This window comes from Zoogloea sp., from assembly GCF_030157465.1.
Taxonomy (GTDB): Bacteria; Pseudomonadota; Gammaproteobacteria; order Burkholderiales; family Rhodocyclaceae; genus Zoogloea.
Window position 1 is genome coordinate 45,815 of the sequence record NZ_JAOAUU010000005.1, and the last position, 21,718, is coordinate 67,532.

At 62.0% G+C, this 21,718-nt stretch carries 18 protein-coding genes; 8 read left to right on the forward strand and 10 right to left on the reverse strand.

What is annotated here, in order from left to right:
• Positions 1-133 precede the first annotated feature (133 nt).
• The 9 genes from Q1W26_RS01000 to tig all read right to left on the reverse strand — a co-directional run bounded on the left by Q1W26_RS01000 (position 134) and on the right by tig (position 10,050).
• Positions 134-559, reverse strand: coding sequence for a universal stress protein (locus Q1W26_RS01000; RefSeq protein WP_300434667.1), 426 nt, complete (start codon positions 557-559; stop codon positions 134-136).
• A 12-nt stretch (positions 560-571) separates the two neighbouring features.
• Entirely contained in the window at positions 572-1,303 is a 732-nt protein-coding gene (locus Q1W26_RS01005) for a TerC family protein (protein ID WP_300434670.1), read from the reverse strand.
• A 57-nt stretch (positions 1,304-1,360) separates the two neighbouring features.
• Positions 1,361-2,176 carry a shikimate dehydrogenase gene (gene aroE, locus Q1W26_RS01010; RefSeq protein ID WP_300434814.1) on the reverse strand — a complete coding sequence of 272 codons (816 nt, stop codon included), beginning with the start codon at positions 2,174-2,176 and terminating at the stop codon, positions 1,361-1,363.
• 69 nt (positions 2,177-2,245) lie between these two features.
• Positions 2,246-3,028, reverse strand: coding sequence for a type I 3-dehydroquinate dehydratase (aroD, locus tag Q1W26_RS01015; protein ID WP_300434673.1), 783 nt, complete (start codon positions 3,026-3,028; stop codon positions 2,246-2,248).
• 231 nt (positions 3,029-3,259) lie between these two features.
• Entirely contained in the window at positions 3,260-4,036 is a 777-nt protein-coding gene (locus Q1W26_RS01020) for an alpha/beta hydrolase (protein ID WP_300434676.1), read from the reverse strand.
• Positions 4,037-4,253: 217 nt separating this feature from the next.
• Positions 4,254-6,680 (reverse strand): endopeptidase La, encoded by a 2,427-nt coding sequence (lon, locus tag Q1W26_RS01025; protein WP_300434679.1) that lies wholly within the window; start codon positions 6,678-6,680, stop codon positions 4,254-4,256.
• An 86-nt stretch (positions 6,681-6,766) separates the two neighbouring features.
• Positions 6,767-8,038, reverse strand: a complete 1,272-nt coding sequence (gene clpX / locus Q1W26_RS01030) for an ATP-dependent Clp protease ATP-binding subunit ClpX (RefSeq protein WP_300434682.1) — start codon at positions 8,036-8,038, stop codon at positions 6,767-6,769.
• A gap of 37 nt (positions 8,039-8,075) precedes the next feature.
• Positions 8,076-8,720, reverse strand: a complete 645-nt coding sequence (gene clpP, locus Q1W26_RS01035; protein ID WP_300434685.1) for an ATP-dependent Clp endopeptidase proteolytic subunit ClpP — start codon at positions 8,718-8,720, stop codon at positions 8,076-8,078.
• Positions 8,721-8,745: 25 nt separating this feature from the next.
• Positions 8,746-10,050, reverse strand: a complete 1,305-nt coding sequence (tig, locus tag Q1W26_RS01040; RefSeq protein ID WP_300434688.1) for a trigger factor — start codon at positions 10,048-10,050, stop codon at positions 8,746-8,748.
• A 408-nt stretch (positions 10,051-10,458) separates the two neighbouring features.
• Here tig and Q1W26_RS01045 point away from each other — a divergent pair, with 408 nt between their 5' ends.
• The 8 genes from Q1W26_RS01045 (at position 10,459) to pgi (ending at position 20,954) form a co-directional block, all read left to right on the forward strand.
• Positions 10,459-12,381 carry a PrkA family serine protein kinase gene (locus tag Q1W26_RS01045; RefSeq protein WP_300434691.1) on the forward strand — a complete coding sequence of 641 codons (1,923 nt, stop codon included), beginning with the start codon at positions 10,459-10,461 and terminating at the stop codon, positions 12,379-12,381.
• A 63-nt stretch (positions 12,382-12,444) separates the two neighbouring features.
• Positions 12,445-13,713, forward strand: coding sequence for a YeaH/YhbH family protein (locus Q1W26_RS01050; protein ID WP_300434694.1), 1,269 nt, complete (start codon positions 12,445-12,447; stop codon positions 13,711-13,713).
• Positions 13,710-15,248, forward strand: coding sequence for a SpoVR family protein (locus tag Q1W26_RS01055; RefSeq protein WP_300434697.1), 1,539 nt, complete (start codon positions 13,710-13,712; stop codon positions 15,246-15,248). The genes Q1W26_RS01050 and Q1W26_RS01055 overlap by 4 nt, the downstream gene beginning before the upstream one ends.
• 120 nt (positions 15,249-15,368) lie before the next feature.
• Positions 15,369-16,394 carry a DnaJ C-terminal domain-containing protein gene (locus Q1W26_RS01060; protein WP_300434700.1) on the forward strand — a complete coding sequence of 342 codons (1,026 nt, stop codon included), beginning with the start codon at positions 15,369-15,371 and terminating at the stop codon, positions 16,392-16,394.
• Between the two features lie 45 nt (positions 16,395-16,439).
• Positions 16,440-17,702 (forward strand): U32 family peptidase, encoded by a 1,263-nt coding sequence (locus Q1W26_RS01065; protein ID WP_300434703.1) that lies wholly within the window; start codon positions 16,440-16,442, stop codon positions 17,700-17,702.
• Positions 17,703-17,791: 89 nt separating this feature from the next.
• A complete protein-coding gene (rpmE, locus tag Q1W26_RS01070) occupies positions 17,792-18,010 on the forward strand; it encodes a 50S ribosomal protein L31 (RefSeq protein ID WP_300434705.1) in 219 nt (72 codons plus the stop codon).
• Between the two features lie 114 nt (positions 18,011-18,124).
• On the forward strand, positions 18,125-19,753 hold the full coding sequence (locus Q1W26_RS01075; RefSeq protein WP_300434707.1) for a hypothetical protein: 1,629 nt from the start codon (positions 18,125-18,127) through the stop codon (positions 19,751-19,753).
• Positions 19,746-20,954, forward strand: a complete 1,209-nt coding sequence (pgi, locus tag Q1W26_RS01080) for a glucose-6-phosphate isomerase (protein ID WP_300434710.1) — start codon at positions 19,746-19,748, stop codon at positions 20,952-20,954. Before Q1W26_RS01075 ends, pgi begins: the two co-directional genes overlap by 8 nt.
• A gap of 170 nt (positions 20,955-21,124) precedes the next feature.
• Here pgi and Q1W26_RS01085 read toward each other — a convergent pair whose 3' ends face one another.
• The gene (locus Q1W26_RS01085) at positions 21,125-21,718 is read right to left on the reverse strand and encodes a phage virion morphogenesis protein (protein WP_300434712.1); all 594 of its coding nucleotides are present in this window, start codon (positions 21,716-21,718) and stop codon (positions 21,125-21,127) included.

Genomic DNA, 21,718 nt, shown 5'->3' on the forward strand with positions numbered 1-21,718 from the left:
CGAAAGACCAGGACGGCAACCCGGCATTCTGACAGGATCGACGCGTGTGTGCTGCCGTGGACACCCTTCCACGGCAGCAAACACGCGTCAAACGGTGGCGTGACGACGACGGTGACCCCGCGCGCCAGCCGCCCTATCGAACCAGCGTCACCGCACAGCCAGCCTGGCGAATCACATCGCTCGCGACAGAGCCCATCAACATGTGCTTGAGCGCCCCCCGGCCATGGGAGCCCATGACCACCTGTTCGGCCTGCAGCTTTGTCGCGTAATGGGCGATGGTGTTGGCGACATGGCCAACGGCAATGTGGCGCGTGTATTTGATGCCGGCCCCGTCGAGCAGGCCGCAGGCATCCTTCAGGGCCGCGAGCCCTTCTTGCCGGTAGTAGTCCTCGATCATGTCGGCCTCGACAAACATACGCACATGCCCGGACTCCACCGGAATCTGGACATTCAGCACATGCACATCCATGACAAGCCCGGCTGCCGCCAGCCGGCACACGGATTCGACCGCCCGCAGGCTGTGCTCGGAACCATCGACGGCAATCAAAGTTGTAATCATGTCCAAACCGCCTTATTTGTCCTGGGGCGACGCCGGGGAGGCGTCGAGGGGCACTTCCACGATTTCAGTCGTCACGACCTTGCGACTGGCCAGCCACTTGCCGACCACCACGACCAGGAGGGCGCCCGTCACGCCACAGGCGTACTTGACCCAGCCTGGCATCCCGGCACCGACGTAGCCGGTCACCGCGTTATCGGAAACCGCCATTTCGCCGGCAATCCAGCCCAGCAGCGCCCCTCCCAGGGTGATGACCACGGGAAAGCGGTCCATCAGCTTGAGCACGAAGCGGCTTCCCCAGACGATGATCGGCACGCTCACGAGAATGCCGAACACGACCAGCGTGAGATTGCCGTGCGCGGCGCCCGCCACGGCGATGACATTGTCGAGACTCATCACCACATCGGCGACGATCACGGTTTTGACCGCCCCCCACAGGTTGTCGCTGCTCGCCAGGCCTTCATGGCCATCCTCTTCGTCGGGAGTCAGCAGCTTGATGCCGATCCACAGCAGCAGCGCCGCACCCAGCAGCTTGAGGTAGGGCAGCGCAAGCAGTTGCAACGCAAAAAAGATGAGCACGATCCGGACGGCAATCGCGCCGACAACACCCCAGAAAATCCCCTTGGCGCGCTGGGCCTCCGGCAAGCGGCGGCAGGCCAGCGCGATGACGACCGCGTTGTCGCCACCCAGGAGGATGTCGATCATGATGATCTGGAGAACAGCGAGCAAAAAGGTAGAGGCGTCCATGACCTGTTTCGGGATTGCGGTTGAAAACGGTGAAAGCGGGTGAGTCCGGCGCGCGGTTCAACCGCCCTGCAGGCTCTTCAGAACGGGGCCGGTATCCGGGCGCACGCCCCGCCACAAAAAGAAGGATTCCGCAGCCTGCCCGACCAGCATGCCAAGGCCGTCGGACACCTGCGCGGCACCCAAGGCACGCGCGTCTTTCAAAAAGGGCGTTTCAGTTCCACCGTAGACCATGTCATAGGCCAGCGCACCGGGAGCAAAGAGCCCCGCGGACAAGGGCAAGTGCTCGCCATGCAAGCCTGCCGAAGTGGCGTTGATGACCAGATCGAAGCACCTTCCCGCAACATCGCCATAGCCTCCGGCCTCCAGCGTCGCAAACTCGGCGAATTGCGCCTTGAGGGCCTCAGCCTTTTCCGGCGTGCGGTTGACGATGGTCAGACAAGCCGGGCGCTGTTCGGCCAGCGGCAGCACGGAACCCCGTGCTGCCCCGCCAGCCCCCAGGATCAGGATGCGCTTGCCCTCCACACCGAAGCCCAGACGGCCCTGGATATCATGGACAAGCCCGATGCCATCGGTGTTGTCGCCGAAGATTCCGTCATCGTCAAAGCGCAAGGTATTCACGGCCTGGGCTAGCCGGGCCCGCGTCGTCAGCTTGTCGGCCAGGGCAAGCGCCTCGACCTTGAAGGGCACCGTCACGTTCATGCCCCGCCCACCGGCACGGCGAAAGGCTTCGACGGTTTCCCGGAACTCGCCGATCGGCCCGAATATCGCCTCGTAGCTCATGTCCTGATGGCATTGAAGCGCAAACGCCGCATGAAGAACGGGCGACTTCGTGTGCGCAATGGGATTGCCAATTACGGCGTAGCGATCAGTCATGGCAACAACCTCGATGGGCAAAAAAGACGACTCCAGGGCTCCGCCCCGCACAATCCCGATGACCGGGCATCACTGCCCCTTGAGGCAGCGATGGACGACATCCACCACCGCGTTCAACTGCTCGATGGGCACCTGCCCCGGCGCCGAACTCGCCTCGCCCACCGCAAAACTCACCGACGAACCAAACACCCAGCCAAACAGGCGGCTCAGCGAGCCGAAGCCGCCCATCGACATGCTGATGACCGGCACGGAAACCGCGCTCTGCGCCGTCAGCGTTGCATCGAGCAGCGTGAGCACATCGCGCAGCTCCCGCGGCATCACGGCAATCTTGACCAAATCGGCACCAGCCTTTTCCATCGCGACGAACTTGGCCACCAGCGCCTCGGCGCTCGGCGTTTCCTGAAAATTGTGGAAGGACGCAATCAGCCGAACACCGGTTTCCCTGGCCAGACCAACCGCCTGCCCAAAATAGTCTTCCCCGACGCTGAGCTCGTAGTCGAGCAGATCGACCGCACCCGAGCGACACACCGCCGCGCACAGCTCAAAAACCTGCGCTTCATCGAGAACAATCGGATTGCCACCTTCGCGGATCGAACGGCGGGTAAAAACGAGCGGCACGCCGCCGGACTTTTCCTGGATGGCCCGGCACAGCGCAACAACCCGGGCGACATCCGCAATGCCGACAAAGAAATCCACCCGCCATTCCAGCAGATCCGGCTTCTTGGGGAGAATCGCGGCCAGTTCGCGAAACACGGCATCTTCATCCGCGCCAACCAGCGGCGTACACACCAGGGGTTCCTTGCCGGCCGCCAGCACCGTGTTCTTCAGTTCGATCGGCCTCGAAAACGTCATCAGTCACACTCCGGTTGCAGTCAAAGCAAAAATTTTGTCCAGCACTGCAGAGTTTTACCATAAGCAAACCTCACAGGCGAGAAAAGGCAGCCATATCCTGCAATCTGACCGTAAAGTCGGGCAAATTCAGCCTATCCGCAACTATCGAAATACCAATGAGCGACGCATGTCAGCTACGCTCAGAGCCTGATGCACGCGCTTGCAGATTGTTTTCTCACGCCGCACCAAGCGTCAGCGCACAAAGAAATCCTCGATCACTTCTGCCAGCCGCTCCGGCTGGTCGTGCTGGACGTTGTGCCCTGACTGGCTGATATCCACGCGGGTGTGCGTCGCAAAACAGGCAATCCGCCGTTCGAACTCAGCAGGATCATCGCTAAAACGTTCCTGGATAAAACCTTCATCGGAAATCGCGTGCAACACCGGCGCACGGATCGAGCGCCACAGGCTCATCTCGTCATCGGGAAGGTAAGGCACCGGAGGAAGCACTTTCAGCCACGGATCGAAAGCCATTGCAAACAGCCCATCGCTGCGCTGAAAGCCGATTTCCGCCGCGAGAAATTCCGCCCGCCCAGGCGTGAGGCGCGGATTGGCCTTGACCAGGCGCGCGGCCAGTGACTGGCGATCTGGATAGCCACGCATCTGCGGCGCCTCGGCAAAGGCATCGAGCCAGGCCCGCATGCGCTTCGGAGCATCCAGCGGGTAGTCGGGCAAGAGGCCCAAATGGTCGATCATCAAAAGCTGCGCCACCCGTTCCGGGCGTGCCCCGCCAAGCAGCGCTGCAATGCGGGCACCCATGCTGTGCCCAAGGATTCGCGCCGGTCTCCCCGGCGAATACCGGTCAAGCAGGGTCAGGAGATCCGGACAGAAATCCGGAATCCAGTATGGCCGCCCCTGCCATTCCGACTGGCCATGCCCCCGCCAGTCCGGGGCAATCACATGCCACTCCTTCCGGAGTGCTTCAACCACGAACTGGAAAGTCGGTGATGCATCCTGGCGGCCGTGCAGCATGAAAAGTATCGGCGCGTCCGGCGGCCCCCAGTGCCGCACAGTGCAGCCGAGGCCATTCACTTCGATTCGCTCGCAGCGGGAAGACGGGTTTGCGCTTGTGGTCATGGAAAGCACTGGATGAGGCGTCGACGCAATGAATTCGGCAAACGGCGGGCTCCGGCCGGAAACGACAAGGCCGGCAATATCTGCCGGCCTTGTCGAACTTCATGTGGCAGGGTCAGTGTTTGACCAGACCACCGTTTTCAACCGGCTCGGCCGGCTGGGCCGCAGCCACTTCTGCTGCGGGGGCCGCAGTCGTCTCGGGCAGGGCGACGGGCACGCGCTCCAGCGCGTGTTCGAGCACCTGATCGATCCACTTGACCGGAATGATCTCCAGCGAGTTCTTGACGTTGTCCGGAATCTCGGTGAGATCCTTGACGTTTTCCTGCGGAATCAGCGCCCTCGTGATGCCGCCACGTACAGCGGCAAGCAGCTTCTCCTTCAGGCCGCCGATCGGCAACACTTCGCCGCGAAGGGTGATTTCGCCGGTCATCGCCACATCACAACGCACCGGGATACCGGTCAGCACCGACACCAGGCCGGTGCAGATCGCGATACCGGCCGACGGACCGTCCTTCGGAATCGCGCCTTCCGGCAGGTGAATGTGAATGTCGGACTTCTGGTAGAAATCTTCCTGGATGCCCAGCGACTTCGAGCGCCGACGCACCACCGACAAGGCCGCCTGGATGGACTCCTGCATGACCTCGCCGAGTTTGCCGGTGGTCATGATCTTGCCCTTGCCCGGCAGGGCGACCGCTTCGACGGTGAGCAACTCGCCGCCAACTTCGGTCCATGCAAGCCCGGTAACCTGGCCGATCTGGTTTTCCTTCTCGGCAACACCGAAGCTGTACTTGTGCACGCCCAGGTACTTGTCGATGTTCTTGGAGTTAACCACCACCTTGGTCTTGCGCTTGCCCAGCACCAGCGCCTTCACAACCTTGCGGCACACCTTGGAGACTTCACGCTCCAGGCCGCGCACGCCCGCCTCGCGAGTATAGAAACGAACGATGTCGCGCAGCGCATCCTCGGTAACCGACAGCTCTTCGCGCTTGATCCCGTTGTTCTTCATCTGCTTCGGAACAAGGTAACGCTCGGCGATGTTCACCTTTTCGTCTTCGGTGTAGCCCGACAAGCGAATCAGCTCCATCCGGTCGAGCAGCGGCGCCGGGATGTTGAGGGTGTTGGCGGTCGCCACGAACATCACGTCCGACAGGTCGTATTCCACTTCAATGTAGTGGTCGACGAAGGTCGAGTTCTGTTCCGGGTCCAGCACTTCCAGCAGGGCCGACGACGGATCGCCACGGAAGTCCTGGCCCATCTTGTCCACCTCGTCGAGGAGGAAAAGCGGGTTGCGCACGCCCACCTTCGACATGTTCTGCAGGATCTTGCCAGGCATCGAACCGATGTAGGTGCGGCGATGGCCACGGATCTCGGCCTCGTCACGCACGCCGCCAAGACTCATGCGCACGAACTTGCGGTTCGTGGCACGGGCGACTGACTGGCCCAGCGAGGTCTTGCCGACACCCGGGGGGCCGACCAGGCACAGAATCGGCGCCTTGAGTTTGTCGACGCGCTGCTGCACGGCAAGATATTCAAGGATGCGTTCCTTGACCTTCTCGAGGCCGTAGTGCTCGGTGTCGAGCACCTTCTCGGCTTCGGCGAGATCCTTGCTGATGCGGGACTTCTTCTTCCAGGGCAGGCCGATCAGGGTCTCGATGTAGTTGCGGACCACGGTCGCTTCGGCAGACATCGGCGACATCAGGCGCAGCTTCTTCAGCTCGCCCTGGGCCTTGGCCATGGCCTCCTTGGTCATGCCGGCAGCCTTGATCTTCTTGTCCATCTCCTCGAGATCGGCGCCGTCCTCCCCTTCACCGAGCTCCTTCTGGATGGCCTTGACCTGCTCGTTGAGGTAGTACTCGCGCTGGCTCTTTTCCATCTGGCGCTTGACGCGGCCGCGGATGCGCTTCTCGACCTGCAGGATGTCGAGCTCGGTTTCGAGCTGGTTAAGCAGCCGTTCGAGGCGCTGGCCGGCATCGAACATTTCGAGGATTTCCTGCTTCTGCTCGAGCTTGAGCGGCAGGTGAGCGGCGATGGTGTCGGCGAGACGACCCGGATCCTCGATGCCCGACAGGGAGCTGAGGATTTCCGGCGGAATCTTCTTGTTGAGCTTAACGTACTGGTCGAACTGGCTGATGATCGCCCGGCGCATGGCCTCGACTTCATTGTCGGGCGCCTCGACCGCCGGCAACGGCTGGGCCTTGGCCACGAACAGGGTGCGCAGGTCTTCCACCGACAGCACGCGGGCACGCTGCACGCCTTCGACCAGCACCTTCACGGTGCCATCGGGCAGTTTGAGCATCTGCAGGATGTTGGCGATGCAACCGAGGTCGTAGAGGTCTTCAGCCGAAGGCTCGTCCTTGGCGGCGGATTTCTGTGCCACCAGCAGGATGCTCTTGCCGGCTTCCATCGCGTTTTCAAGCGCCTTGATGGACTTGGGGCGACCCACGAACAACGGGATCACCATGTGCGGAAACACCACCACGTCGCGCAGGGGGAGCAGCGGGAGTTCGATCTGGTCTTCGGGTAGGTCAAGCGTGCTCGACATGATTATTCCTTAAAAGGCACTAAGGCCCCATATGGGGCCCTAGCGACATCAATTCAAGCAGTCCGGAAAAAAACTTCTGCTCGATGTCAGTTGGAGCCGGAGACCTTGGGCTGATCGGCGTAGATCAGGATCGGCTTGGTACCGCCGTCGATCATGCCCTCGTCGATCACTACTTTGGACACATTCTCCATGGAGGGCAATTCATACATGGTGTCGAGCAGCGTGCCTTCAAGGATGGAACGCAGGCCGCGGGCACCCGTCTTGCGTTTCAGGGCCTTGCGGGCAATCGCCTGCAGGGCCGCCGGACGCACTTCAAGTTCGACACCTTCCATCGAGAACAGTTTCTGGTACTGCTTGATGAGCGCGTTTTTAGGTTCGACGAGAATCTGGATGAGGGCTTCCTCGTCGAGTTCCTGGAGGGTCGCGACCACCGGCAGACGACCGATCAGTTCGGGGATAAGGCCGAACTTGATCAGGTCACCCGGCTCCACTTCACGCAGCGACTCGGAGATGTTCTTGTTCTCGCGGCTCTTCACCTCGGCACCGAAACCGATCCCGAATTTCTCGGTACGGTTGCGGATCACCTTGTCGAGACCATCGAACGCACCGCCACAGACGAACAGGATGTTGGTGGTATCCACCTGCACGAAATCCTGGTTCGGATGCTTGCGTCCGCCTTGCGGCGGCACCGATGCGATGGTGCCTTCGATCAGCTTCAGCAGTGCCTGCTGGACGCCTTCGCCGGACACGTCGCGGGTAATCGACGGGTTATCGGACTTGCGGGAAATCTTGTCGATTTCGTCGATGTAAACGATGCCCTGTTGCGCCTTGTCCACATCGTAGTCGCACTTTTGCAAGAGCTTCTGGATGATGTTCTCGACGTCCTCGCCGACATAGCCGGCTTCGGTGAGCGTCGTCGCATCCGCCATCACGAAAGGCACGTTGAGAAGGCGAGCCAGCGTCTGGGCGAGGAGCGTCTTGCCGGAGCCGGTGGGGCCGACCAGCAGGATGTTGCTCTTCGACAGCTCGACATCGTCGTGGGTCTTGGACAGGTGACGCAGTCGCTTGTAGTGGTTGTACACCGCCACGGCGAGGATGCGCTTGGCCGGGCCCTGACCAATCACGTACTGGTCGAGGATCTCGCTGATCTCGCGGGGTGACGGAAGCTCGCCCTTGACGCCCTTGGCGCCGCCGGTATCTGCAGTAATTTCATCGCGAATGATGTCGTTGCAGAGCTCGATGCATTCATCGCAGATGAACACGGACGGGCCCGCAATCAGCTTGCGGACCTCGTGTTGGCTCTTGCCGCAGAACGAGCAATAAAGGAGCTTTTCTCCGCTCGTTTTCTTGTCCGCCATTACTGCCCTTTCTCTCTGTACTGATGCTAGGGGAGGATCAAGCCGCTTCGGCGCGACTGGTCAGGACTTTGTCCACCAGACCGTAGCGCACCGCGTCTTCCGCAGACATGAAGTTGTCCCGGTCGGTATCCCGCTCGATGCTTTCGATCGACTGACCGGTGTGCTTGGCCAGCATGCCGTTGAGCTTGGCGCGCAGCGCCAGGATCTCGCGGGCGTGGATTTCGATGTCCGAGGCCTGGCCCTGAAAACCGCCGAGCGGCTGGTGAATCATGACCCGCGAGTTGGGCAGCGAGAAACGCTTGCCCTTTTCGCCGGCCGCCAGCAGAAAGGCGCCCATGCTGGCCGCCTGCCCGATGCACAGGGTGCTCACGTTCGGCTTGATGAACTGCATGGTGTCGTAGATCGCCATGCCGGCCGTGACCGAACCGCCGGGGGAGTTGATGTAGAAGAAAATGTCCTTGTCCGGATTTTCGGATTCAAGGAACAGGAACTGGGCGACGATCAGGTTGGCCGTGATGTCATTGACGGGGCCCACCAAAAACACCACCCGCTCCTTGAGCAGACGCGAGTAGATGTCGTAGGACCGCTCGCCGCGACCGCTCTGCTCGACCACCATCGGAATGAGGCCGAGGCCGACCGGATTCCAGTCACTTTGAGAATACGGGGGTGTCATTGGATTCATTTAAACGTCGCTCTCTTCGCGGAAATTAAGCCGCATTGCCCATCAGGTCGTCAAAGGAGGTGGCCTTGTCGGTCGTCTTGGCGTTGCTGACGACCCACTCCACCACGTTGTCTTCGATCACCAGCGCTTCGGCCTGGGCCAGGCGCTGGGGCTGGGAGTAATACCAGCTCACCACCTCGCTCGGATCTTCGTAGCTGGCGGCAAAGTCTTCAATGGTGGCACGGATCTGCTCGGGCTTGGCGTGGAGTTCCTTGCTTTTGACCAGCTCGGACATGATCAGGCCGAGCTTGACGCGGCGGGCAGCCTGCTCGGTGAACCAGCCGGCGTCGATCGGCAGATCCTTGGTCTTCATGCCGCGGGCTTCGAAATCCTTCTTGGCGTTTTCAGCCAGCTGCTGGGATTCCTGATCGACCAGTGCCTTCGGCACTTCGATCGGGTTGGTCTCGATCAGCACGTTCATGACGCGCTCCTTGATCTTGGCCTGAATGCGACGCTTCACTTCGCGCTCGAGGTTGCCCTTCACTTCTTCGCGCATCTTGGTGACATCGCCGTCGGCGATACCCAGGGACTTGGCGAACTCGGCATCGACCTCAGGCAACTTGGGCTCTTCAACCTTCTTCACGACCACGTCGAACTGGACGGTCTGGCCGGCCAGATTGGCCGCGTGGTAATCAGCCGGGAAGGTCATGTCGAAAGTCTTGCTGTCGCCGGTGTTCAGGCCGAGCACAGCGGTTTCGAAATCCTTGAGCATCTGGCCTGCGCCGATCACGAAGGCGAAATCGGAGGCCTTGCCGCCTTCGAATTCGACACCGTCCTTGCGGCCGGTGAAGTCGACGACCACGCGGTCGCCATCCTGGGCGGCACGCTCGATGGCGGCGAAGGTGGTGCGCTGCTTGCGCAGGACCTCGAGGGTCTGGTCGACTTCGGCATCGCCGACTTCAAGCAGCGGGCGCTCGACTTCCTGGGCGCTCACATCGGCGATCGACACTTCCGGGTAGACCTCGAACACGGCGGTGAATTCCAGCGCTTCGGTGCCGGTGACATCCTTCGGCTCGATGCTCGGGTAGCCGGCAACGCGCAGGCCAAGGGTACGGATCTGCTCGCCGAGCACGCGCTCGACAGCGGCGCCGATGGCTTCGGAGCGGGCCTGCTGGCCGTAAGACTGGGCCACCATGCGGAACGGAACCTTGCCCGGGCGGAAGCCCGGCATCTTGACGGTGCGGGCCATCTGCTTGAGGCGGGCTTCCACATCCTTTTCGATATCGGCCAGCGGCACGGACATGTCAATACGGCGCTCGAGCGCGCTCACCACGGTTTCCTGGTTGCTCATGAAAATTCCTGTTCGGTCTCTGGACAAAAACGCTTAGCGAAACGGGCGGTGGCCACGGAGCAAAACCCGTGCCCCAACCCGTGTATTTCCCATCTGGACTTCAATGAAGTCGTCGGAAAAACCTTTAGTCTATCACAGGCCCTCGATTGGCTCGCAGCCCCTCTAGCAATGCCGCGCCAATGCGTGGTTTCAGAGCATCAAGCGTGAAAAAGTCCCGGCGAATTAATGGAACTCCCCTCCCCTTTGCACTATCACATGAGATGAAACACCCGGAATCCTCAGCCCTGGCGGTCAATCCGCGGGCCGACGAGGTGCTCAGCAAGCGATCTGCGTCACGCGCCAACTTCTGCGCTGCAGGCGACGGCGAATCCGGTGCCCGGGCAGGGCACCTGTTTCAGGAGACATCTGATGAGTATCTTTACCAGCTTCCAGAACCGTTACGAGTCGGCCCGGGAAGAGGAAATGTCGGTCCAGGAATACCTGGAGCTGTGCAAGTCTGACCCGATCGCCTACGCCACGTCGGCCGAACGCATGCTGCAGGCGATCGGAGAACCTGAACTCGTCGACACCCGTCTCGACCCGCGCAGGTCGCGCATTTTTTCCAACAAGATGATCAAGATCTATCCGGCCTTCCGCGATTTTTACGGAATGGAAGAATCGATCGAGAACATCGTGTCGTATTTCCGGCACGCGGCGCAGGGGCTGGAGGAAAAGAAGCAAATCCTCTACCTCCTCGGCCCGGTGGGCGGCGGCAAGAGTTCGCTGGCCGAGAAGCTCAAGAGCTTGGTCGAGAAGGTTCCGTTCTTCGCCATCAAGGGTTCGCCGGTGCATGAATCGCCGCTGGGCCTTTTCAATGTGGACGAAGACGGCCGCATCCTCGAGGCCGACTACGGCATCCCGCGGCGCTACCTCAACACGATCATGAGCCCGTGGGCGGTCAAGCGGCTGCATGAGTTCAACGGCGACATCACCAAGTTCCGCGTCGTCAAGCTGCGGCCCTCGGTGCTGCGCCAGATTGCCGTCGCCAAGACCGAGCCGGGCGACGAGAACAACCAGGACATCTCCTCGCTGGTCGGCAAGATCGACATCCGCAAGCTGGAGCAATATTCCCAGGACGATCCGGACGCCTATTCCTACTCGGGCGGCCTGTGCCTGGCCAACCGCGGGCTGCTTGAGTTCGTCGAAATGTTCAAGGCGCCGATCAAGGTGCTCCACCCGCTGCTCACCGCCACCCAGGAAGGCAATTACAAGGGCACCGAAGGCTTCGGGGCGATTCCCTTCGACGGCATCGTGATGGCCCACTCCAACGAGTCGGAATGGACGGCCTTCAAGAACAACCGCAACAACGAGGCCTTCCTCGACCGCATCTACACCGTCAAGGTGCCCTACTGCCTGCGCGTCTCGGACGAAGTGCGCATCTACGAAAAACTGCTGGCCAACAGCTCGCTGTCGCAGGCGCCCTGCGCGCCCGACACCCTCAAGATGATGGCGCAGTTTGCGGTGCTCTCCCGCGTCAAGGAACCCGAAAACTCCAGCCTCTTTTCGAAGATGCGGGTCTACGACGGTGAAAACCTGAAGGACACCGACCCCAAGGCCAAGAGCTACCAGGAATACCGCGACTACGCCGGCGTCGATGAAGGCATGACCGGCCTGTCCACGCGCTTTGCCTTCAAGGTCTTGTCCAAGGTGTTCAACTTCGACCACCGTGAAGTTGCCGCCAACCCGGTGCACCTGATGTACGTGCTCGAACAGCAGATCGCCCAAGAACAATACCCGCCCGAAAACGAATCCAAGTACCTGGCCTTCATCAAGGAATTCCTCGCCCCGCGCTACGCCGAATTCATCGGCAAGGAAATCCAGACGGCTTACCTTGAAAGCTACAGCGAATACGGCCAGAACATTTTCGACCGCTATGTCACCTACGCCGACTTCTGGATCCAGGACCAGGAATACCGCGACCAGAACACCGGCGAGATTCTCGACCGCAACGCCCTCAACGACGAGCTGGAAAAAATCGAGAAGCCGGCTGGCATCAGCAACCCGAAGGATTTCCGCAACGAGGTGGTGAACTTCGTGCTGCGCGCCCGGGCCAAGAACAACGGCAAGAACCCGAGCTGGACCAGCTACGAAAAGCTCCGCGCGGTGATCGAGAAGAAGATGTTCTCGAATACCGAAGACCTCCTGCCGGTGATCAGCTTCAACGCCAAAGCCAGCGGCGACGACCAGAAGAAGCACCAGAACTTCGTCAATCGCATGATCGAAAAGGGCTACACCGAGAAGCAGGTCCGCTTGCTGTGCGAGTGGTATCTGCGCGTTCGCAAGTCGTCTTGACGACCCGCCGACCGGCCCCCTGAGGGCCTGGCCGGTGACACGCCAAAAGTTCGGGAGGCCTGAATGGTACGGATCATCGACCGCCGCTTCGACAGCCGCAACAAAAGCACTGTCAATCGGCAGCGATTCATGCGCCGCTTCAAGCACCAGATCCGCGAAGCCGTGGCCGATGCAATTTCCGGCCGCTCGATCAAGGATCTGGACAACGGCGAGAGCGTCTCCATTCCCGGCAAGGACTTGTCCGAGCCCAGGTTTCGCCATGGCCGCAGCGGAATCTGGGAAACGGTATTCACCGGCAACGACCAGTTCTCGACCGGCGATCAGGTCAATCGCCCACAGGGCGGCGCCGGTGGGGGTTCGGGCAAGGGCAAAGCCAGCAAGGATGGCGAAGGCGAGGACGACTTCGTCTTCAATCTGTCCCGCGAGGAATTCCTTGATGTTTTTTTTGACGACCTCGCCCTGCCCAACCTCGTCAAAACCCAGCTCGCCCGCATCCAGGAATACAAGAGCCAGCGCGCCGGCTTCACCAACGACGGAACGCCGGCCAACATCAACGTGGTGCGTTCCCTGCGCGGCGCGCTGGGCCGCCGGCTGGCCCTCGCCTCACCCTACCAGGGCAGGCTGCGTGATCTGCAGCGGCAACTCGAGGAACTCCTCGAAACCCGCCCTGACGACGACCCTGAAGTCGTCCGCCTGAAGGACGAGATCGGCGTCCTGCGCGCCAAGATCGACGCCATTCCCTTCATCGATACGTTCGATCTGCGCTACAACAACCGCATCAAGGTGCCCAAGCCCACCACCCAGGCGGTGATGTTCTGCATCATGGACGTATCCGGTTCGATGGACGAGGAGAAGAAGTCCATCGCCAAGCGCTTCTTCATGCTGCTCTACCTCTTCCTGACGCGCACTTACGAACACATCGACATCGTCTTCATCCGCCATCACACGGTGGCCAAGGAAGTTAACGAAGAAGATTTCTTCCACTCGCGGGAATCCGGTGGCACGGTGGTTTCCAGCGCGCTGGAACTGATGAAGGAGATCCTTCATTCACGCTACGCCAACGGCGCCTGGAACATCTACGGCGCCCAGGCCTCCGACGGCGACAACTGGGACAACGACTCGCCCCACTGCCGCGAAATGCTCGCCCAGACCATCCTGCCCTTCGTGCAGTATTTCGCCTACATCGAGATCACCCGCGGCGAGCAGCAGAACCTGTGGCGCGAATACGAAAAACTGCTCGGCGCCCACACCAACTTCGCGATGCAGCACATCGAAAATCTGCCGGACATCTACCCGGTGTTCCGCGAACTTTTCAAAAAGAAGCTGGCATGAACACCCCAGGCAGACACAAGCGCAAAAAGCCCCTTCCTTCGCCCGGCGAATGGAGCTTCGAACTCATCGACGCCTACCACGTCGAGATCGACCGGGTGGCCCGCGAGTTCAAGCTCGACACCTACCCGATCCAGGTAGAGCTGATCACATCCGAGCAGATGATGGACGCTTACTCGTCGGTCGGCATGCCGGTGAACTACCACCACTGGTCCTTCGGCAAGAGCTTCCTGCAAACCGAAAAAGGCTATCGCCGCGGCCAGATGGGCCTCGCCTACGAGATCGTCATCAACTCCAACCCCTGCATCGCCTACCTCATGGAAGAAAACACCATGACGATGCAGGCCCTGGTGATTGCCCACGCCGCTTACGGCCACAACAGCTTCTTCAAGGGCAATTACCTTTTCCGGCAATGGACCAATGCCGACGCCATCGTCGATTACCTGATCTTTGCCCGCAACTACCTCACCGAATGCGAGGAGCGCCACGGCGAAGAAGAAGTGGAACTGCTGCTGGACTCCTGCCACGCGCTGATGAACGTCGGCGTCGACCGCTACAAGCGCCCGGCAAAACTGTCGCTCACCAAAGAACTCACCCGCCAGCGCGAACGCGCCGAATACCTGCAAAGCCAGGTCAACGACCTGTGGCGCACCCTGCCCACCCAGCTCGCCAAGGCACCCACGGTCGAACACCGCCGTTTTCCATCCGAACCCCAGGAAAACCTTCTTTATTTCATCGAGAAGAACGCCCCGCTGCTTGAACCCTGGCAGCGCGAAGTCGTGCGCATCGTGCGAAAGGTCAGCCAGTATTTCTTCCCCCAGCGTCAGACCCAGGTCATGAACGAAGGCTGGGCCACTTTCTGGCACTACACCCTCATAAACACCCTCTACGATGAAGGCCTGCTGTCCGACACCTTCATGATGGAGTTCCTGCATTCCCACACCAACGTCGTCTACCAGCCTGGCTACAACGAACCCTGGTACCAGGGCCTCAACCCTTACGCGCTGGGTTTTGCCATGTGGCAGGACATCCGCCGCATCTGCGAGCACCCCACGGATGAAGACCGCCATTGGTTCCCCGACATCGCCGGCAGCAACTGGCAGGAAACCTTCGACTTCGCGATGCGCAACTTCAAGGACGAAAGTTTCATCGCCCAGTTTCTGTCGCCCAAGGTGATGCGCGACTTCCGCCTCTTCGCCATCCTCGATGACGACAAGGACGCCAAGCTCAAGATCTCCGCCATCCACGACGAAACCGGCTACCGCCGCGTTCGCGAAATCCTCTCCGACAACTACAACCTCGGCAGCCGCGAGCCCAACCTGCAAGTCTGGAACGTGGACCTGCGCGGCGACCGCTCCCTCACCCTGCGCCACCAGGCCTATCTGCGCCGACCGCTCGCTGGCGACACCGAGGAAGTACTCAAGCACGTCGCCCGCCTGTGGGGCTTTGCCGCCCGCCTGGAAGTCGCCCACGAAGACGGCTCCATCGAATGCCTGTACGAATGCCGGCAAGACCGGCGCAAACACGACAAACCCTGACTCAGCGCGGCGTTCGCGCACCACGACGCACGCGGGCACAGCCCTTCGGCAAGCATCCGGGGCTCGCCCGGCTGCACATCGCAGCCCCGTCGATTGCGCGCGACGAGATAGAATATCGAAATGTCTGCCGTCGATTTCCATCAAATCCTGGGCGTAACGCCCGATGCCAGTGCCGCCGAGATCAAGCGCGCCTACAAGCGCCTGGCCATGCGCTGGCACCCGGACCGCAACGCCGATCCCCAGGCCCACGTCCAGTTTCGCCTCGTCCGCGAGGCCTTCGAACGCCTCAGCCGCAGCCCTGACGACGCGGACAACGACACCGACGCCAGGGACGAACCCGCCCCCGAATCCCCCCCGAAGCCGCCACCCAAAAACCGCAAGCCCAAGGGAGAAGATCGCCGCCAGGAAGTCTTCGTCGACCTCCTCCAGGCCGCCCGGGGCGCAACGGTCACCGTCACCGTGGCCGGTCGCGTCGATTGCGGCGAATGCGAGGGCAGCGGCCAGCGCAGCTACGGCCGCACCAGCATGTGCAGCCACTGCCATGGCAGCGGCCGCCTGCGTCTCGACGGCGGCCTCAAACCCTGTCCGCACTGCAGCGGAAAAGGCTTCACCACCGACACCAGCTGCCCGTCCTGCGAAGGCCGTGGCTGGAACCCCGCCGATCGCCAGCTCGCCGTGAGCATTCCGCCGGCGATGCTACCGGGCGAGGAACTCCGCGTTGCAGGCCAGGGCGGCCCTGCCCCCGCAAACGGCGAGCCCGGCGATCTCTACCTCACGCTCAAGGCCCTCCCCCATGCGCTTTTCCGCCTCGAAAAGCACGACGTGCACGTCAAGGTGCCGGTCAGCATCTTCCGCCTCCTCGCGGGCGGAACCATCGAAGTGCCAACTCTCACCGGCGTGCGTGAAGTACTGCTGAACGAAGGCGCATCGAACTCCGAAATCCGCGTCCCCGAAGCCGGCTTCCCCGGCCGCGGCCGGCGCAAGGCGGGCGACCTCCTGGTTCACCTCGAAACCCAGCCGATCCAGTTTCTCGGCAAAGAACAAAAAGCCATGCTCGAAATGGCCGAAGAGCTCCTCCAGAGCCAACTCCACACCCAGAGCCCCACCCTGGCCCAGTGGAGCGAAGCCCTGGACGCTTACCGCTGACCCCCTGCACGCCCTCCGCGTGCGCCCCAACCTGCCGCATCATTCATGACCCGCAAAACCCCGGAACTCCTCGCGCCAGCCGGCTCCCTGGCCATGCTCGACACCGCCTTCAGCTTCGGCGCCAGCGCCATCTACGCCGGCCAGCCACGCTATTCGCTGCGCGTGCGCAACAATGACTTCGGCGACCTGCCCGTCCTCGCCGACGGCATCCAGCGCGCCCACGCGCTGGGCAAAAAGTTCTATGTCGTCGCCAACATCTATCCCCACGGCGCCAAGATCAAGACTTTCATCAAGGACATCGCGCCGGTCATCGCCCTCGGCCCGGACGCCCTGATCATGTCCGACCCCGGCCTGATCATGATGGTCCGCGAGAATTTCCCGGACATGTCCATCCACCTGTCGGTCCAGGCCAACACCGTCAATGCCGCCGCCGTGCGCTTCTGGAAAATGGCCGGCATCTCGCGGGTCATCCTGTCCCGCGAGCTGTCCATCGACGAAATCACCTCGATCCGCCAGGACTGCCCCGACACCGAACTCGAAGTCTTCATCCACGGCGCCCTGTGCATCGCCTACTCGGGCCGCTGCCTGCTCTCGGGCTACTTCAACCACCGCGACCCCAACCAGGGCAGCTGCACCAACTCCTGCCGCTGGGATTTCAAGACCCACGAAGGCAAATCCGACGCCAGCGGCGACGTCTACCTGCTCGAAGAACCGAGCAAGCGCGCCGGCGAGTACATGCCCATCGAAGAAGACGAGCACGGCACCTACATCCTGAACTCCAAGGATCTGCGCGCCATCGAGCACGTCCAGCGGCTCACCGAGATCGGCATCGACTCCTTCAAGATCGAAGGCCGTACCAAGAGCCCCTATTACGTTGCCCGCACCTGCCAGGCCTACCGCCAGGCCATCGACGATGCGGTTGCAGGCCGTGGCCTCGACCCCGCCCTGCTCGGCCAGCTCGAAGGCCTCGCCAACCGTGGCTACACAGACGGCTTCCTGCAGCGCCACACACCCCACGAAACCCAGAACTACCTGCGCGGCCACTCGGAGTCGGGCCGCAGCCTTTACGTGGGTGATGTGGTGTCCTTTGATGCCGAACGCGGCATGGCCGAAATCGCTTCGAAGAACGGCTTTGGCATTGGCGACCGGCTCGAACTCGTCCACCCCGCCGGCAACAGCGAGATCCGCGTCGACCGCCTCGTCAGCCCGTCCGGTGATGAAATCCAGCGCGTTCCGGGCAGCGATCACCGGGTCTGGCTTCCCCTGCCGGCTGACAGCGTCGGCGCCTTTGTCGCCAGATTTTTATAAATCTTGCCCAAGACGCTGAAACAGTTCAAAATACTGCGTTTCCGGGTGGCCAAATTCACCACCCACTTGCAACTCAAAGGAACCCCGCGATGAAAGCCGATACCCATCCGAACTACACCGAAGTGGAAGTAACCTGCTCCTGCGGCAGCGTTTTCACCACCCGCTCCACCATGGGCAAGCCCAAGTACCACGTGGAAGTTTGCGCCGCCTGCCACCCGTTCTACACCGGCAAGCAGAAGATCGTCGACACCGCGGGCCGCGTCGAGCGCTTCCGCCAGAAGTACGGTTCCGTGCAGCGCCTGGGCTGATCGCCGCCCATTCGCCGGCATCGACCGAAAAAGGCAGCCGAGGCTGCCTTTTTTATCGTCTGCTGATTGTTGCCAGCGCCACGCTACAGGCACACCGACCGAGCCGCCCAAGCCATGCCCAACGCCGCCCCCCGCTTCACCCTGCCGGCCTCTTTCGAGGGCTGGCCACTGGTATTGCTCATCGCCGTGTATCTGCTCGTCGGCGCCACCGGACACCTTCCGTGGCGCGGTGACGATCTCACCCACCTGGGGCCCATCCACGCCATCCTGACCCGCGGCAGCTGGCTGCTGCCCGAGCTGGCTGGCGAGCCCTTTCACGATTACCCGCCGCTCTACTACTGGGTCGGCGCCATTCTGGCCAAGGCCTTGGGTGGGTGGATTCCGGTTCACGACGCCGCCCGCCTTGCCAGCAGCGTGTTCACCGCGGCCTTCCTGTACTGGATCGGCGTTGCCGCAAAACGCCTTTACGGCGCGGCCGCGTTCTCGCCCGCCATCCTGCTCGGGCTCGGCTCCGTCGGCCTGGTGGTCCATGCCCACGAAACCCAGCCGATGCTGGCCCAACTGGCAGGCATGGCCCTGTGCTACGCCGGGCTGGCCCATATAAAGGATCGCCCCGTCCACGGTGGACTCGAAGCCGGCATCGGAAGCGGCCTGGCCTTCCTCGCGGGCGGCCTTCCCGGCGTGGTGCTGACACTGCCGGTCATGCTCGCTGCCCCCGTGCTGTGCCCCGACTGCCGGACACGCACGATTTTCGGCGGCACGGCCCTCGGTCTCGCAGTCGCAACCCTCATCGGCGGCTCCTGGCTGCTTGGCATCGCCCTGACACACCCGGGCGAACTCGCCCCGTGGTGGCAGGACGAACTCGTCGCCGCACTGCCCCACGCCTCCCACCTGGCCGAGTTCGACAAGCTCCTGCAACTCCTCGGCTGGTTCGCCTGGCCGCTGTGGCCCATCGCGGGCTGGGGCATCTGGCGCGGCAGACAATCGCTGACAACACTCGGGCTGGCGCTCCCCATCACGGCAGCCCTGCTGGCCCTCATCGTTGTAGCAACAACCGGCAACCTCCGCCCCGCCAACGCGCTCCCGATCCTCCCGCCGCTATGCCTGCTGGCCGCCCTTGGGGTTGCGAGCCTGCGCCGCGGCGCAGCCAACGCCTTCGACTGGTTCGGCGTGATGGCCTTCACCTTTTTTGCGCTGCTCGTCTGGCTCGGCTGGAGCGCCCTGCATTTTGGCTGGCCGCCAGGGCTGGCCCGCCAGGTCGCAAAAATGGCGCCCGATTTTCCCGGCGTAAGCCTGGCCTGGGGAGGCCTGATCGGCGCCCTTATAAGCCTGACCCTGATTTTCCTGCCAATGCTGACCCGGCGCACCCCCGTGCGCGGCACAACCAACTGGGCGCTTGGCATGACCCTCCTGTGGTGCCTCGCGGTCACACTCTGGCAGCCCTGGTTCGCCTACACCAAGAACTACCAGCCGGTAGCAAGCGAACTCGGAGCCGTTCTGGCCAAGCAGGAACAAGGCTGCATCGCCCGCAAAGGCCTCGGCGATACACAACGCGCCGCACTGGATTATTTCGCTGACATCCGTACCCGTCCATACGGCGCGGCCACCGGATGTAAAATGCTGTTGACCTATAACACCGGCGGCAACCCACGAAACATCCGGGGTGAGGGCGTCATGATGTGGGAGCGCCGCCTTGGTGGTGGGCGCAAAGCCGAGATTTTCAGACTTTATCGCCGTGACTGATCACCTGCCTTTCCGCCTGGACCAAAGCACCGCCGCCTCCGCCCTCCGACTCCACGCTGCAGCAATCGGCGCACGCACCCTGCGCGAGGCGTTCGAGCATGATGCAGATCGTTTTGCGCGTTTCTCGTGCGCCAGCGACGGACTGCTCCTCGATTACTCGAAACAGCAGATCAACTCCGCCGTCATGGCCGACCTCCTGGCGCTGGCCGACGAGGCGAGTCTTCGGGCCGGCATTGACGCAATGCTGTCAGGCGAATTGGTCAATTTCACGGAACGCCGGGCCGTCCTTCACTGCGCCGCACGGCTTTTCGAGCGCACGCCTGTCGCAGCCCGTGACGAAATTTCAGCCACGCGCAAGCGCCTCAAGGAATTCGTACACAGGGTTCACCAGGGTGACGCAGTCAGCGCCACGGGCCGCAGGATCAGGCATGTCGTCCACATCGGCATTGGTGGCTCCGATCTCGGCCCCCGTCTCTTGGCAGAAGCCTTCGCGCCCTCGATTCCGCAGCGCCTCGAGTTGTCTTTCGCCGCCAATATCGATCCCTCCGAGATTCAAGCAATCCTGCAGCGAGCCAATCCGGAAGAGACACTTTTCATCGTCGCCTCCAAGAGCTTCTCCACGGCCGAAACCCTGTTCAATGCCAGAACAGCGCTCGCATGGCTCACCGGCGCACTTGGAGAAGGCGCTGACATCTCGCGGCATTTCGTTGCCATCAGCAACAACGTCGCCGCCGCCCGTGATTTCGGCATCATGGCAGACGTCATTTTCCCGATGCCGGAATGGGTTGGCGGACGCTTCTCGGTGTGGTCGGCAATCGGCCTGCCGCTGATGCTCGCCTTCGGCACAGACGCTTTCGACGAATTCCTCGCCGGCGGACGCAGCATGGATGCACACTTTGCCAGCGCGCCGTTCGCGACCAACCTGCCCGTACTGGCCGCCCTGCTCGGCATCTGGAATGCAACCTTCCTCGGCATCGACAGCCACGCAATGCTGCCCTACAGCCACCGCCTGCGCAGCCTGCCCGCCTACCTCCAGCAACTCGAAATGGAGAGCAACGGAAAATCCGTCGATCGCAGCGGCAAGCCAGTCAGCTGGCAAACCGCACCCATCATTTTCGGCGGGCCCGGGACTGTCGGCCAGCACGCCTACCATCAGCTTTTCTACCAGGAGAAGGGAGGGGGGAGAAATCGGACAGGTTAAAGAACTAAATTTGGCCCAAAAGTCGCTCTGGGCGCGGGATTCGATAATTGGACACGAATCCTGATTTCTGGACAGCGTAGGGGGTAAAAGACGGAATTTTTGCCGAGAAAAACCCGGAAACTCGGCTCCGGAAAACGGAGTTTTTCCCCCTTCAAACCCCGTTTATTCGATCACCGAACGGCCCTCAATACTGCGGTGAGGTGGTCCGTCAGAACTTCACCGACCAGCTGCTCATCCGATTCCGGGTAGCCCACCAGCGGGCGGGCCGGGATGCCGGGATGAACGACACGCTTCACGACACGCCCTGCGAACGCCAGGGCTTTTTTATTTACGGGCTTGATCACGTAGGGGGCGCCCTTGGGGCCGTGGGTGCCGGTGCCCTCGTGATGCCATACCGCCTTGCGGTCGTTGGTGCCCAGGTGCAGCTCGTTGCCGGTCACCTGGTACTGGAAGCGCAGCAGGTCACCGTTTACATATAAGAGGCGCCGCGCCGCAGCCTTGCGCCCAGCGGCCACGCTGGTGGATTTGTCGTCGCGGAACGACTGATCCTGCTTGCGCCAAGCCTCGCTCGCGATCGTGCCCGCAGCCAGGGGCTTCCAGGGCGTGCCATCGGGCGCGAGGCCCTTCTTGTGGCGGTCCTGATTGACCCGCAGCAGCGTCTCGCCCACGCTGCCCAGCATCTCCTGGGGCGTGGCGATCTCGCGGCGGGCGGCTTCGAGCACCTTGCTCAGGTGCTGGGTGTCGAACTTGATGTTGAAATCCAC